We start from the raw sequence: 14490 nt of genomic DNA on the forward strand, positions 1-14490 counted from the left end.
TTAGCTCCTCGCGGCCAGGATCTTCTGGACCGCTGCGGTGGTGATCGGGTGGTAGCCCGGCTGCGCGGTCGCGAATACTCGTGCCGCGAACTCCCGGCCGGCCTCCGACCCGCTCAGCGCCCGGTAGACCGGCAGCACCAGCTTCATCCGGCCGACCCGGGTCAGGAACGTCGCCAGCTCGTCGTACGCCGGGGTGTAGGCGCTGGCGGCAACGATCGAGTACCAGCGGCGGGCGATCTCGCCGTTCGCCGTACCGGTCAGGCTGAACTCGCGGTCGAGCTCCTGCAGCTGCTCGGCGCTCAGCACGTCCGGAGCGGCGTCCAGGAAGCGCAGCCACTCCTGCGTCGTCCAGGTCTTGCCACCGGCCGGCAGCTCACCGGTGCTCAGCCAGCTGTCGCGCAGCCGGTCCACGACCTCGAAGCGGTCCGACTGCGCCCGTGCGGCGAACTGCGGGATGCCGGGCTCGTCCAGCCAGGCCGCTACCTCGTCCGCCGTGACCACACCGGGCCGGGGCGTCAGCAGGTGCGCCTGCAGGTGCGCCACGAAGTCCTCGGAGTTGATGCTGCGGAACGCGAACCGGTCGAAGTAGCCGCGCAGGAACGGGTCGAACACCTCGCGCCCGAACCGCTCCTCCAGCCAGGACAGGAACCACGAGCCCTTCAGCGGGCCCAGCGACGTGGTGCCGTGGTACTCCGTGCCGTGGTTCAGCCCGGGCAGCTCCACCGCCAGCTGGGCCGGGGTGAGCGGGTCCAGCTTGAGCACGGTCGAGTGCTGCTTGATGGCGGTCTCCATGACCGCCAGCTCGGTGCCGTAGACCGCCTCGACGATCCGGTTCTCCACGTACGACGTGAAGCCCTCGTTGAGCCAGATGTCGTCCCAGCTGTCCTGGGTGACCAGGTTGCCCGACCAGCTGTGTGCCAGCTCGTGCGCGATCACGCTGACCAGGGACTTGTCGCCGATCACCACGGTCGGCGTCGCGAAGGTCATCCGCGGGTTCTCCATGCCGCCGTACGGGAAGGAGGGCGGGAGCACGAGCACGTCGTACCGGCCCCAGCGGTACGGTCCGAACAAGGCCTCGGTGACCCGCATCATCTCCTCGGTGTCGCTGAACTCGGTCGCGGCCCGCTTGGCCATCTCCGGCTCGGCCCAGACGCCGGCCCGCTCACCGATCGGCTCGAACACCAGGTCACCGGCCGCGATCGCCAGCAGGTACGACGGGATCGGCTCCGGCATCACCACGTCGTACGAGCCGGTGCGGCGGGACTGAGTGCCGTTGTCGGCACTCATCAGCACCATCAGCTCGGGCGGCGCGGTCACGTGGGCGGCGTAGCTGAAGCGGACGCCGGGGGTGTCCTGCACCGGGACCCAGCTGCGCGCGTGGATCGCCTGCGACTGGCTGAACATGAACGGCAGTACGCCGCCCGCGGTCATCTCCGGCTCCAGCCACTGCAGTCCGGTCGCCGTCGGCGCGGTCCGGTAGCTCACGCGGACCTGCTCGTGCCCGGCGGTGCGGATGGTGAGTGCCGAGCCCAGCTCGTCGTCCGGGAAAGCCAGGTTGTGCTCCAGCGGCTCCCAGCCGTCGGCTGTCGAGCCCTCGACCTGCAGGACGGTCAGGTCCCGGCTGTCCAGGATGAGGCGGTCGCCGGGCCCACTCCAGGCCAGCGTGTGCGTGGCGGTCCCGACCAGCACCTTGCTCGCGAAGTCGAGGTCCAGCTCCAGGTCCAGGTGGGTGGTGCGCACCAGAGCCGGTTCGGCGTAGGAGTGGCGATCGTGGGTCACAGGGGCTCCCGAGGCTTTCAGGGGTCATTCGCCGCGGTCGTTCGCAGACGTCGTTCGCAGGACATTACCCAGCCGACAGGCCGATGACGCGGCCGATTAGAGCCAGGGGCAGCACCGTGCCAAGTTGCCCGGCAGGGGCACGATGGAGGCATGCGCATCACCGTCCTGCTGACCCTGCTGGCGGCAACCGCCTGCACCAGCAGCACTGTGACGCCCGCGCCGACCACACCGCCGCCTTCCCCGCCGACCTCTGCGCCAGCGTCTCCGCCGACTTCTGTGCGGCCTTCTGCTCCTCCAGCATCTCCTGTTGTCGTCGACTCCCCCATGGCGACCGTCCGCCGCCTGGCCGGGCTCGGACCGCGAGAGGCGACCAGCACCACCTATCTGCAGGCCCTGACCTGGCTGGAGCAACGATTCGTCGCCGCGGGCTATCAAGTACGGCGGCAGAAGTTGCAGGTTCCTGCAGGTGAGTCCTGGGGAGTCCCGGTCCGCGCCGGCACGACCTGGAACCTCATCGCCACCCGTCCGGGCTTCGACGCCGCCAAGCCGCACCTGGTCGTCGGTGCTCACCTCGACACCGTCCCGCAAGCTCCTGGCGCCGAGGACAACGCCTCGGGCGTCGCCGTCCTGCTGCACACCGCCCAGACCCTGGCGCTTCGCCCGGCACCGCTCCCGACGGAGACCATGGTCCCGCGACCGACCGGTGCTGGAGCGGGAGGTGTCTCGGCCGCCCGCCTGCCGACCGTGTTCATCGCGTTCGGCGCCGAGGAGCCGCGTGGTGACGGCGACAACCGTCACCACTACGGCTCACGCGCGTACGTCGCCTCCCTGCCTGCGGCACACCGCCGGGCGGTCCGCGGCATGGTCTCGCTCGACCGGGTCGGCGTCGGCAACGTCGTACCGGTCTGCTCGGCCACTGATGCCCAGGTGACCACCCGCAACGAACTGCTCGCCGCGGCAGCACGCGTCGGCGTACCGACGCGTTCCTGTGTCAACAGGTCAAGCGACCACTGGTCGTTCGTCCGCGCCGGCTTGCCCGGCGCGAGGCTCGGCAGTACGCCGTACGCGGCCTATCACAGCGCCCGGGACCTGCCCAACGTCCTCAACCCTGCTCAGCTCGACCGGATGGGCAAGGTCGTCGTCAGCTGGCTCGGCTAACGCAGGTCCGCGAGGATCTGCTCGGCGCGAGTACCGGTGACCACCCGCGGGCTGAAGTCCGCACCGATCACGTACGGCGTCAGGCGCGCGGCCTTGAGCGTCTTGCCCCAGTAGGTCAGCTCGAGCAGCACACCCTCCTGCGTCTGCTGGGCGGAGTCCATGTCGAACACCAAGTTGCCGAGCGAGTGGACCACGGCCTTAGTGGTGCTGAACTGCGCGCTCTGCACCCAGTGCGGGTGCCCGCCGATCACCAGGTCGGCACCGGCTCTCGTCAGCGCGTCCGCGACCGTCCGCTGCGCTGGCACCGGCTCGTGCGTGTACTGCTGACCCCAGTGCGGCAGGACCACGACGACGTCGACCTGCTTGCGCAGGGCCTGGATGCTGCTCGTCAGCGCACGCAGGTCCGACTGGTTGAGCGGCCCGGTGCGCGGCGGCATCCGCAACTCGAACGCGCCGGGTGAGTTCGCGGTCGCCCGCGGGGTCTCGCCGATCGCGTTGAACGCGAGGAACCCGAACCGTACGCCGTCCCGCGCGACCACCACGGGACGCGACGCCTCCGCGTAGTTGCTCCCGGCACCGACCGGTTGGATGCCTCCGGCCCGCACTTGCCGGACGGTCTCGACGAGCGCACGGTCCTGGAAATCACCGGTGTGATTGTTGGCCAGCGACACGACGTCCACCCCGACGTCCTTCAACCCAGCGACGACGCCTGGCGGAGCGGCGAACGAGTCGCCACCCTGCTGCGCGGTCCCGGCGCGGGAGAGCGTGCTCTCGAGGTTCACCACCGTCAGGTCCGCGGCCTTCAGACGCGGCCCGATCGCCCGAAGCGGTCGCGCGACATCACCGGTCCGCGCGGCCGCGGTCGCGACCCGCCGGCCCAGCATCACGTCCCCGCCGACCGTCACGTTCACCACTTGCTCCGGCGTACGGCCTGCGGTCTTCAACGCATATCGCTCCGGCTCAGCCAGCGGATCAACACCGGCCACCGTCCACGGCCGCACCACCGGAGACACCTTGGACGCAGGCACGACCGCCAGCGCCCCGACGTCGCGTGCGACCTGCTCAACCCTCGCCACGACCCGGAACCCACGCCAACTTTTCACCCCACCGGCGGCCACTTTGCGAGCCGTCGCCAGGTCGACGTCCTGCACGGCCCGCGTCGGATGAACCACCAGCGCCAGCGGCTCTTGGGTAACGGGAGGTGGAGTCGTGGGAGGCGGCGACGGCGTTACTGTGACCGCAGGAGTCTCACTACGACTGGGCTCCGAGCACCCCACCAGGCCAGCGGTCACAACCGCTGTCATCACCCAAAGGCTCCAGCGCACACCCACTCCGCCAAGGTAACCACCCCGTCCCAACCACTCAGCTGTGCGGGGCGGTGTGCCTGTGCGACACCGGGAGCTTGCAGACTGTAGGCATGATGCCGGAGAGCCGCAGCCCTGAGTTGGTGCTGCAGCGTAAGCCGTTCGGGTCGTGGTTGCTGGGGCGGGTCGACCAGAGCGCCCGGGTCCTGCGGGTCCGCGTCCAGGTGCTGCTGACCTTCTTCTCGATCGGCACCAACGTGATCGGCGCCGTAGTCGTCTTCGTGCTCGCCGTCTGGGTCCTTCCCGGCCCACCGAGCAGCGACGAGCTGAGCCTGGTCCGCTGGATCGCGTTCCCGGCGTACTTCCTGTTCGCACTGCTGGTCGGCGCGGTCTGGAGCACCCGGCTCGCGCTGCGGGTGACCAACTGGGTGCTGGAGGACCGCCCGGCGACCCGCAAGGAACAGATCGCCACGCTCCAGCTTCCGCTGCGGCTGACGATGATCGAGGTCTTCCTCTGGCTGCTCGGCACCGTCTTCTTCAGCCTGCTGACCCTCGCGCTCGAGCCGGAGAGCGTGCTCCGCGTTCTGGTCACCACGCTCGACGGCGGCATTGTCACCTGCGCCGCGTCGTACCTGCTGACCGAGTTCGCCCTGCGCCCGATCGCCGCGCGCGCACTCGCCGACGGCGCGCCACCACGCCGTCTGCTGGCCGCCGGGCTGAAGGCGCGCACGGTGTTCTTCTGGGCGGCGGGTTCCGCCGTACCGGTGGCCGGGCTGATGCTCACCGCCGTGATCGCGCTGATCGAGAAGGACGTCTCGGCGACGCGTTTGTCGGTCATCATCCTCGTGCTAGGCACGGCCGTCCTGGTCTGCGGCTGGCTGCTGACGTTGCTCTCGGCAAGGTCCGTGGTCGCCCCGGTGCGATCGGTGCGGAACGCGCTCTCGGTGATCGGGGACGGTGAACTGAACGTCCGGATCCCGGTCTTCGACGGCACCGAACTCGGCTCACTCCAGTCCGGCTTCAACCAGATGGCCGCCGGCCTGCGCGAGCGCGAACGGATCCGCGACGTCTTCGGCCGGTACGTCGGGCCGGACGTCGTCCGCGAGGCGCTGACGAGTGACTCGCTCGGCGGCGAGGAGCGGTTCGCCGCCGTACTGTTCGTCGACCTGGTCGGCTCGACCGAACTCGCCGCGGGACGCCCGCCGACCGAGGTGGTGCAACTGCTCAACCGGTTCTTCGCGATCGTCGTCGACGAGGTGGATCGCAACGACGGGTTCGTCAACAAGTTCGCCGGCGACGCCGTACTCGCCGTCTTCGGGGCGCCGACCGAGCTGCCGGACGCGGCGGGGAGCGCGCTCCGGGCCGGCCGCACGCTGGCCCGCCGGCTGACCGAAGAGTTGCCTGAGGCAACGGCCGGGGTCGGGATCACGGCCGGGACCGTCGTCGCCGGGACGGTCGGCGACGTACGGCGCTACGAGTACACGGTGATCGGCGATCCGGTGAACGAGGCGGCCCGCCTGAGCGATCTCGCCAAGCAGACCGATCACCACGTGCTCGCGTCGATGGCGGCTGTCGAGGAGTCGGCGCCCTCGGAGTCGGCGTACTGGCACGCCGGCGACGAGGTCACCGTCCGCGGGCGGCTCACCTCGACGCGTCTGGCGCACCCCAGGACCTAGCGACCTCCGGCGACGTCGACCATCGAACCGGTCATGTACGACGCACGGTCGGACGCCAGGAACACGATCAGCTCCGCGACCTCCTCCACCTTGCCCGGCCGGCCGAGCGGCGGCGTCGAACCGATCCGCTCCAGCCGCCCCGCGGCGTGGATCTCGGTCTCGATCAGCCCGGGACGGATCCCGAGCACCCGGATCCCCTCCTTGGCGACCTCGTTCGCGAGCCCGACCGTCAGCGTGTCCACCGCCGCCTTGCTGGCCGCGTAGTCGACGTACTCGCCGGCCGAGCCCAGCACGGCCCCGCGCGACGACACGTTCACGATCACGCCGCCGGCACCACCGCGCGCCGTCGACATCCGCCGTACGGCGGCCCCGGCGACCAGGAAAGCCCCGATCGCGTTGACCCGGAACACCTCCTCGAGCCGCGCCACGTCGTACTCGTCGACCCGCCCTGCGGGCGACACGATCCCCGCATTGTTGACAACGGCACTGATCGGCCCGAGCTGCTGGGTCACCTCGTCGAAGAGCCGCTCGATCTCCGCGGACTCAGCCACGTCGGCCTGTACTGCGACGGCGCGACGTCCGGCCGCCTCACAGGCAGCGACGACGCGCGCGGCCTCGTCCTCGCGCGTCCGGTAGCTGATCCCGACGTCCCACCCGTCGCCGGCCAGCGCGATCGCCGCCGCGGCACCGATCCCGCGACTCCCACCCGTCACCAGCGCGACTCCGCGCACACTCGTCATACGGCCCAGCCTTTCACGCCGTACCGGTCGCTACGGCGCGGGCTTGGTCACCTGCACCTGCGTCTCGGTCCCGTCGAACCCGAGCGCGCGGTAGATCCGGATCGCCAGGTACTCCGGGTCGGCGACCATCACCAGCGTCTCCGCCTTCAGCTCCCCGAACCCGTACGTCGATGCGGTGTGGACCAAGGTCGATGCGATCCCCTGCCCGCGATCGTCCGGATGCGTCTGCACGTCCTGGAACCGAGCCACTCCCGCCCCGTCCGTCAACAGCCCGAGCGAAGCCTGCAGCCGATCGCCGTCGAACGCCCCGAACCACTGCCCGTGCCCCGCCTCGACGACCGCCCGGTGCGCCGCTTCGCGCCGCCGTACGAAGTCCTCGTAGCCGTCCATCTCCATCGGGTTGGCCGCCAAGGTCAGCCGGACCTGCTGCTCCCAGTCGTCGTCACTCCCCAGAAACCGGTACGCCGACGCCAAGTTCGGCCGCGCCGGAGGCACCACTGTCCGCGCCGTCATCACCGTACTCCGCTCAACCCGAAACCCGGCGGCCGCCAACTCACCTTCGTCCCCCGCCGCCCCATCCACCGAATCAATGCCCAGGGCAACATGCCTGGCCCCCGGAAACGTCTCCGCGAAAACCTCCAGCCACCGGTCGAGCTCACCAACACCAATAGCCGACGGCAGCAACAAAAAGTTCCCCCACCAGAACGTCGGATTAGCCGGCGTCCGCACAACAACATGGTCGCCCGCGTCCGTCACCTCACTCCCCCCAAGACCAAGCAACAACAGATCAGTCCGATAACCAAGGCTGGTGATCTCCACGCCTCTATGTTCATCCGCCCGTCAACACATTTGTCCACCCGGCACCGACTTGGATAGCGCACGCACAAGCCCGGCACCAGGCGAACGCGGGGACGGGACCAGCGCGGGGACGGAGACGAGTGTGGGCGCCGGGACAGGCCCCGGGGACGGAGACGAGCGGGACGGCGCGGACGAGTACCGCGCGCGGACGGCGGCCGCGGCATTTCGCGGACGGCGCACCGCGGGCGCGGACCACCGCGGGCGCGGACCACCGCGGGCGCGGACCACCGCGGGCGCGGACCACCGCGGGCGCGGACCACCGCGGGCGCGGACCACCGCGGGCGCGGACCACCGCGGGCGCGGACCACCGCGGGCGCGGACCACCGCGGGCGCGGACCACCGCGGGCGCGGACCACCGCGGGCGCGGACCACCGCGGGCGCGCCGTCGCCGGAGGCGACTGGCGCTTCCGGGGCGGCCGGCTCCCCTCCCTCCCCCTCCTATCCCGTCGCCTGCGCAGGCGATGTCGCGTTGCACACCGCCGAAGACAATGCCGCGGACCAGCGGGACGCGGGCGAGCACGGGACGCGGATGAGCACGGGACGCGGATGAGCACGGGACGCGGATGAGCACGGGACGCGGATGAGCACGGGACGCGGATGAGCACGGGACGCGGATGAGCACGGGACGCGGATGAGCACGGGACGCGGATGAGCACGGGACGCGGATGAGCACGGGACGCGGATGAGCACGGGACGCGCCGTCGCCGGAGGCGACTGGCGCTTCCGGGGCGGCCGGCCCCTCCCGCCCCCGCCTATTCCCGTGTGCCGGGCGGTGCAGTCGCTTCGGCTGCTCTCGCGATGTTGCGTTGCATGCCGCCGAAAACGATGCCGTGGAACGGTTTGATCGCCCACCAGTACAGCTGGCCCGGCAAGCCGCGGGGGTGGAAGAGCGCCCGCTGGCGGAAGATCGTGCGGCCTTCGGTGTCCTCGTCGACGATCAGTTCCAGCCAGGCCAGGCCGGGGAGGCGCATTTCGGCGCGTAGGCGCAACAGCTTCGGTTCGTCCATGTCCTCGACTCGCCACCAGTCGAGTGGGTCGCCGACCTCCAGGTCCTTCGGGTTGCGGCGACCGCGGCGCAGGCCCGGGCCGCCGAAGACCCGGTCGAGCAGGCCGCGTGCCCACCAGCCGAGGCGCCACGAGTACCACCCGTTGCCGCCGCCGATGCCTTCGATCACCGACCAGAGCTGCTCGGGAGACGCGGAGATCGCGCTCTCCCGCTCGTCGACGTACAGCGATCCACCCGCCCAGTCCGGATCGCTCGGCAACGGATCACTCGGCACACCCGGCGTCGCAGCCGACGCCCAGCTCGTCGTCACGTCGAGGTCGTGGATCCGCTGCAGCGCAAGTTCGACCGCCCGGTCGAACCCGATCAGCCCCGGCTCCGGATCAGGCACATACCGAGCGAGGTCCTGCTCCTTGCGCACCACCTCATGGATCAAACTGTCGACCAACGGTCGAGCGATGCTGTTCGGCACCGGCGTGACGAGTCCGACCCAATGGCTCGACAGCGACGGCGTGAGCAGCGGCAGCGTGACGATCCGCCGGCGCTTGAGATGCGCCGCGTCGGCGTACCGCTGCATCATGTCCCGGTACGTCAGCACGTCCGGCCCACCGATGTCGAACCCGCGATTCACCTCAGCCGGCATCGATGCGCTTCCGACCAGATAGTGCAGCACATCCCGTACGGCGATCGGCTGGATCCTCGTCCCCAACCAGCGCGGCGTCACCATCACCGGCAACCGATCGGTCAGGTACCTGAGCATCTCGAACGACGCCGACCCCGACCCGAGAATCACCGCCGCCCGCAACACCGTCGTCGGTACGCCGGACGCCAGCAGGATCTCGCCGACCTCACGCCGCGAGCCGAGATGCGGCGAAAGCTCCTCGCCTTCGGGGTAGAGCCCGCCGAGGTACACGATCCGCCCGACGCCGGCCTCCCGCGCCGCCGCCCCGAACGTGCGCGCAGTGTGCCGGTCCCGAGCCTCGAACTTCTTCCCGGTCCCGAGCGCGTGGATCAGGTAGTAGGCGACATCCACGCCCTCGAGCGCAGCCTCGACCTCGTGCCGCTCCCCCGCGTCGGCCTCGACGATCTCCACCTCGCCGTACCAGTCGCGGCTCTCCAGCCGCCGCGGATTCCGGGCCATCGCGCGGACGCGGTAGCCGGCCTTGAGCAGTTCGGGAACCAGGCGGCCGCCGATGTAGCCGGTCACACCGGTGACGAGGACGAGCTTCTGAGAGGTCACGCCCACCCAGGTGCCCGCCTCCGGCCACCTCCAAGCCGAACTTGTGCGCGTTGACATGCAGCCATCAGGCTGCCTATCCTCGAAAGGCAGCCAATCAGCTGCCCGTTAGGAGTGAACAGCGTGATGGACGACGTGTTCCGCGCCCTCGCCGACCCGAGCCGGCGCCGCCTGCTCGACGAATTGAACGCGCGCAACGGCCAGACCCTGCGCGAGCTGTGCGCAGTCCTCGAGATGGCGCGGCAGTCGGTCAGCAAGCACCTCGCCGTACTGGAGACCGCGAACCTGGTCACCACCGTGCGGCGCGGCCGGGAGAAGTTGCACTACCTGAACGCCGAGCCGATCAACGCCATCGCGGACCGCTGGATCACCCGGTACGACCGTCGGCGGGCGCACCTGTTCGCCGACCTCAAGACCGCATTGGAGCAGCAGACCATGAGCGACAACGACTTCGTCTACACCACCTACATCCGGACCACGCCCGAGCGGTTGTGGCGGGCGCTGACCGAGCCGGAGTTCACCCAGGAGTACTGGGGCCTGCACCACGAGACCGACTGGCGGCCCGGCTCGCCGATGGAGTGGAAGATGGGCGACGTGACGATGGCCGGCGCCGGCCAGAAGGTCGTCGAGCACGAGCCGTACCGGCGACTGGCCTACACGTGGCACGCGATCACCCCGGAGTTCGCGGCGGCCGCCGGCTTGTCCGCCGAGGACGAGGCCGCCACCAAGGACGAGCCGCTGTCGACCGTCACGTTCACCCTCGAGCCCGAGGACGATCAGGTGAAGCTCACCGTCGTCCACACCGGCTTCGAGCCCGGCAGCCGCATCCGCGAGATGGTCGGCGAGGGCTGGATCAGACTGATCGCCGACCTGAAGTCCGTCACCGAAACCAGCAAGGCCCTCCAGGGCTGAAGCCCTAGCAGCTCACCTGGCTCCCCCTCGGGCCGGCCGGGAAGCTACTTCTCGACCGGCCCCTTCTTCGTACTGAGGGACTCCTGGTAAATGTCGGCGTACGTCCGTGAGTCCTTGATCAGGCCGTCACAGAAGGCCGCGACGTCGGTGCCGATGAGTTCCAGGACTCCCTTGCCGGCCGCGACGCCCTCCTCGAAGAAGTCGACGATCCCGGACAGCAGGTCCCCATCGGTCAGGTCGACCGGGCCGACCTTGAAGAAGTACTTCTGCATTTCCTTGTAGACGATCTGGTAGTCCGGCGGGAGCGCCTTCACCCGCGCCTGGTGCGCCCGCCATTGCTTCTTGCCCTCGATGATGTCGTGGATGCCCATGTCAGCCTCCCAGCCGTCCCAGCTTCTTCGCGACGTTCTTGTTCAACTGCTCGCGCCACCGGTCGCGGTAGGTCCGGCTTCCCTCGCCCCCGGCCAGTGCCGCACAGAACCCCGCGACGTCGTCCCCCAGTACTTCGTCGACGCCCTGCCCCTGCGCCGCGGTCTCTTCGAGCAGCCCCAGGGCGCCGTCGAGAATCGGCATCAGGTTCCGCCCGGTGAAGTCGCCGTACGGAAGGAGCTCCGCCTTGATCTGCTCCCACGCCGCCCGGTGATCGGCCGGCAACGCCTGTGCCCGACCGTCGAACGCCTTGTACTCCCTGGTGAGATCGCTACCGGTGATGGTCTCCCAGATGTTCATCTCCCGCCCTCCTTGAGCTTCTCGATCCGCGTGGTCACGTACTCCCACTTCGCCCAGAACGTCGCCAGCTCCCGACGCCCCGCGGCGTTGAGCGCATAGAACTTCCGCGGCGGCCCCTGCTCGGACGGCCGCTTCGTCACCTGAACCAGCTTGTTCCGCTCCAGCCGCAACAGGATCGTGTACACGGTCCCTTCCACGACGTCACCGAACCCCAACTCGTTCAACTGCCGCGTGATGGCGTACCCGTAGGTCTCCTCACCACCGATGATCTCGAGCACACACCCTTCCAGCGTGCCCTTCAACATCTCCGTCAGGTCATCCATCGCAGTCCTCTCGACCCCGTTCCGGTACTCGGTATCACCGAGTACCAACTACACAGTACCACCGAGTACCGCCAAAGTCCTGCAAGGTACCGATCCGAGTGGACCCGGGTCAGCCGACCACACCCGCCCGTCCGACAACGAGCGTCACCTCACAGACCAACTCCCCCAACCACCCGAGTCCCTCCGGCGACCGGAACAAACCGTCCGGGCCGACCTCGCCCGGCCAATCTCGCCCACCACCTCAGGCCACCGCCTTCGCCCGCTACCTGACGCCACCGCCAACGCCCACCGCCGGGCACGTCACCGCCGTCGCCCACCGCCTCAGGCCATCGGTCGGGCGGGTGCTGAGCCGGCTGGACAAGGACGGACTGGCGGCGGCGCGAGGTGGGCAGGCGCGAATCAGTCGAGAGCGAGGCAATCGGGGCGCAAGCCGGTCCGGTGCGACGCGACGACGTGGTCGGGGGCGGGGCAATCGGGGCGCAAGCCGGTCCGGTGCGACGCGACGACGTGGTCGGGCGCAAGGCAGTTGGGCGCGACGGGAGGTTGGTCGGCGCGGGGTTGGCAGCTTGGCTAGCTGGGGTGGGCTGGCTTGTGGGGGCTCGGCTGGTGCTGTGGGCTGTTAGGGGCGGCGGTGGATGAGGAGTGGTAGTACGGCGGCGGCGCCGGCTTCTCGAAGTTTGGCGGCGGCTACGGTGATGGGCCACTGGGAGGACGAGGCGTCGACGACCAGGAGTACCGAGCGGGTGGTGATGGCTTGGGTGGTGGTGGGGTCGACCTCGATGGAGTCTCGCCAGACTTTGGCTTCCTCGGCTGAGGAGAGGCCTTCGTCCAGGGACGACGGGTGGAGGGTCAGTTCGGTGCGGCCCAGGCGGCCGATCTCGGCGAGGTGGTCGGCTACTGCAGTGGTCAGACCTCGGTGGCCGGCTGCTGGGAGGGGGATGACGATCTCGGGGCGGCGGGACCAAGCGTCGCGCCAGCGGGAGAGCGCGGCGACGCAGCCTGCCTTCAGGGCTTCGACGTGCGCCGGGTCCGGGGTGTCGCCGAAGACCGAGCGCAACACCTCGCGCCACTCGGGAGCGTCGGCGTAGACGATCGTTCGGCCGGGGTCGGCGAGCAGGGCCGGCGGGATCTTGCCCTTGGCACCGAACGCTCCCCCGGGCCACATCTTGCGCGGCTCGAGGACGTGGGTCTCACCCCGAAGCTGGCGCGTGATCGCCTGGACGGTTTCCGGGTCGGGCGCCGCGGTCAGCGGATCGGGGAGCAGTCCGAGGCAGACCGAGCACCGGCCGCAGGGCTCGGCGGTCGGATCGTCCAGGGACTCCTGGAGAAGTTGCATCAGGCAACGTTCGCCGCGGGTGTAGGCGCGCATGATGTCGGCCTCGCGGCGTCGTACGGCGACGATGCCGTCGTAGTGTGCCGCGTCGAACGTCCACTCGGCGTCCGTCCGCACCCAGCCCTTCTCGACCCGCTCGACCGCGCCGTCGACGGCGAGCTGCTTCAGCATCAGCTCGACCCGGCCTCGGCGGAGCCCGGTCTCGGCCTCCAGCGAAGGCACGGTCGCCGGCTGATCAGGCCCGTACGCCGAAAGGCCGGCCAGCAAGCGGTTCACGTGCTCGGGCACCGGGATGGTCGCGGTCGCGAAGTAGTCCCAGACGCCTGCGTCGGCGTCAGACGGGAGCAGCGCGACGACGGCGTGGTCGATGCCGCGGCCGGCACGTCCGACCTGCTGGTAGTACGACACCGGCGACGGCGGCGACCCGACGTGGACGACGAAGCCGAGGTCGGGTTTGTCGTACCCCATGCCCAGCGCGGACGTCGCGACGAGTGCCTTCAGCCGGTTCTCGCGGAGGGCGTCTTCGAGGAACTCTCGTTCGCCCGCCTCCAGGCCGCCTGTGTACGCCGCGACCGGTACGGCGGCGCCGTGCACCTCCTGGATCGCGGACGCCAGGCGCTGCGCGTCGGCGACGGTCAGCGTGTAGACGATGCCTGAGCCGGGGAGCTTGGGCAGGTGGTCGACCACCCACGCGAACCGGTCGAGCGGTGAGAGCGCGTTGACCACCGCGAGCTGCAGGCTCGAACGCGCCAGCGGGCCGCGTAGTACGAGGGTTGACGCGCCGAGCTGATGCGCTACGTCTTCGGTGACGCGCGTGTTGGCGGTTGCTGTGGTTGCGAGCACGGGGGTCTGGGGGTTGAGCTTCTGCAGTACGTCGGACACGCGCCGGTAGTCGGGGCGGAAGTCGTGTCCCCAGTCGGACACGGCGTGGGCCTCGTCGATCACCAGCAGGCCGATCTGGCCGGCCAGTCCGACGAGCACGCGGCGGCCGAAGCCGGGGTTGGCGAGTCGCTCGGGTGAGACCAGTAGGACGTCGATTGCGCCGGAGCGGAGGTCGGACTCGATCTCGTTCCAGGCGTCGAAGTTGGAGGAATTGAGGGTCGCGGCGCGCAGGCCGGCGCGCCCGGCGGCGGCGACCTGGTCGCGCATCAACGACAGGAGCGGCGAGACCACGAGCGTCGGCCCGGCGCCTTCTGAGCGCCGGATCGCCGTGGCTGCCCAGTAGACCGCTGACTTGCCCCAGCCGGTTGCCTGCACGACCAGCACTCGCGCGTTGGGCTCGCACAGCGCCGCGACCGCGGTCTCCTGGTCCTCGCGCAACCGCGCGGCATCCCCCGCGATCGCGGAGATCACCCCCGCGGCGGTCGCCCCGCGAGCCTCGGACAGCTTCAACGCATCACCCATGCCAAAGACCCTAGACGCCCGCACCCCCATCCCG

Annotated in this window: 12 protein-coding genes; 3 read left to right on the forward strand and 9 right to left on the reverse strand. The window is 70.0% G+C overall.

Annotated elements, in window-relative coordinates:
- Positions 1-1779, reverse strand: coding sequence for a leukotriene A4 hydrolase C-terminal domain-containing protein (locus tag HDA39_RS10850; protein ID WP_184795096.1), 1779 nt, complete (start codon positions 1777-1779; stop codon positions 1-3).
- Between the two features lie 324 nt (positions 1780-2103).
- Between HDA39_RS10850 and HDA39_RS10855 the strand changes: the two genes are divergently transcribed.
- The gene (locus HDA39_RS10855) at positions 2104-2937 is read left to right on the forward strand and encodes a M28 family metallopeptidase (RefSeq protein ID WP_202892940.1); all 834 of its coding nucleotides are present in this window, start codon (positions 2104-2106) and stop codon (positions 2935-2937) included.
- Here HDA39_RS10855 and HDA39_RS10860 read toward each other — a convergent pair.
- The gene (locus tag HDA39_RS10860; RefSeq protein ID WP_184795098.1) at positions 2934-4109 is read right to left on the reverse strand and encodes a CapA family protein; all 1176 of its coding nucleotides are present in this window, start codon (positions 4107-4109) and stop codon (positions 2934-2936) included. The genes HDA39_RS10855 and HDA39_RS10860 overlap by 4 nt on opposite strands.
- A 245-nt stretch (positions 4110-4354) precedes the next feature.
- Between HDA39_RS10860 and HDA39_RS10865 the strand changes: the two genes are divergently transcribed.
- Complete coding sequence (locus tag HDA39_RS10865; protein WP_184795099.1) at positions 4355-5917, forward strand: adenylate/guanylate cyclase domain-containing protein; 1563 nt, start codon at positions 4355-4357, stop codon at positions 5915-5917.
- On the opposite strand, the gene HDA39_RS10870 is transcribed toward HDA39_RS10865, so the two are convergent.
- The 3 genes from HDA39_RS10870 to HDA39_RS10880 form a co-directional block, all read right to left on the reverse strand.
- Positions 5914-6657 (reverse strand): SDR family oxidoreductase, encoded by a 744-nt coding sequence (locus tag HDA39_RS10870; protein WP_184795100.1) that lies wholly within the window; start codon positions 6655-6657, stop codon positions 5914-5916. The two genes, HDA39_RS10865 and HDA39_RS10870, sit on opposite strands and share 4 nt — an antisense overlap.
- Before the next feature lie 30 nt (positions 6658-6687).
- Entirely contained in the window at positions 6688-7170 is a 483-nt protein-coding gene (locus HDA39_RS42240) for a GNAT family N-acetyltransferase (RefSeq protein WP_238356028.1), read from the reverse strand.
- 1097 nt (positions 7171-8267) lie between these two features.
- Complete coding sequence (locus HDA39_RS10880; protein ID WP_184795102.1) at positions 8268-9758, reverse strand: DUF2867 domain-containing protein; 1491 nt, start codon at positions 9756-9758, stop codon at positions 8268-8270.
- Positions 9759-9881: 123 nt separating this feature from the next.
- On the opposite strand from HDA39_RS10880, the gene HDA39_RS10885 reads away from it, so the two are divergent.
- Positions 9882-10667 (forward strand): ArsR/SmtB family transcription factor, encoded by a 786-nt coding sequence (locus HDA39_RS10885; RefSeq protein WP_184805862.1) that lies wholly within the window; start codon positions 9882-9884, stop codon positions 10665-10667.
- Positions 10668-10711: 44 nt separating this feature from the next.
- Here the strand turns inward: HDA39_RS10885 and HDA39_RS10890 are convergent, their stop codons facing one another.
- From HDA39_RS10890 to HDA39_RS10905, 4 genes are all read right to left on the reverse strand, one after another.
- Entirely contained in the window at positions 10712-11038 is a 327-nt protein-coding gene (locus HDA39_RS10890) for a DUF1048 domain-containing protein (RefSeq protein WP_184795103.1), read from the reverse strand.
- 1 nt (position 11039) lies between these two features.
- Positions 11040-11396: a DUF1048 domain-containing protein gene (locus HDA39_RS10895; protein WP_184795104.1), complete on the reverse strand. Its 357-nt coding sequence runs from the start codon at positions 11394-11396 to the stop codon at positions 11040-11042.
- On the reverse strand, positions 11393-11719 hold the full coding sequence (locus tag HDA39_RS10900; RefSeq protein ID WP_184795105.1) for a PadR family transcriptional regulator: 327 nt from the start codon (positions 11717-11719) through the stop codon (positions 11393-11395). Before HDA39_RS10900 ends, HDA39_RS10895 begins: the two co-directional genes overlap by 4 nt.
- A 619-nt stretch (positions 11720-12338) precedes the next feature.
- Positions 12339-14456 carry a RecQ family ATP-dependent DNA helicase gene (locus HDA39_RS10905; protein ID WP_184795106.1) on the reverse strand — a complete coding sequence of 706 codons (2118 nt, stop codon included), beginning with the start codon at positions 14454-14456 and terminating at the stop codon, positions 12339-12341.
- Positions 14457-14490: the final 34 nt, after the last annotated feature.

Origin of the sequence: Kribbella italica (genome assembly GCF_014205135.1) — a bacterium.
In the GTDB taxonomy this organism is placed as follows: Bacteria; Actinomycetota; Actinomycetes; order Propionibacteriales; family Kribbellaceae; genus Kribbella; species Kribbella italica.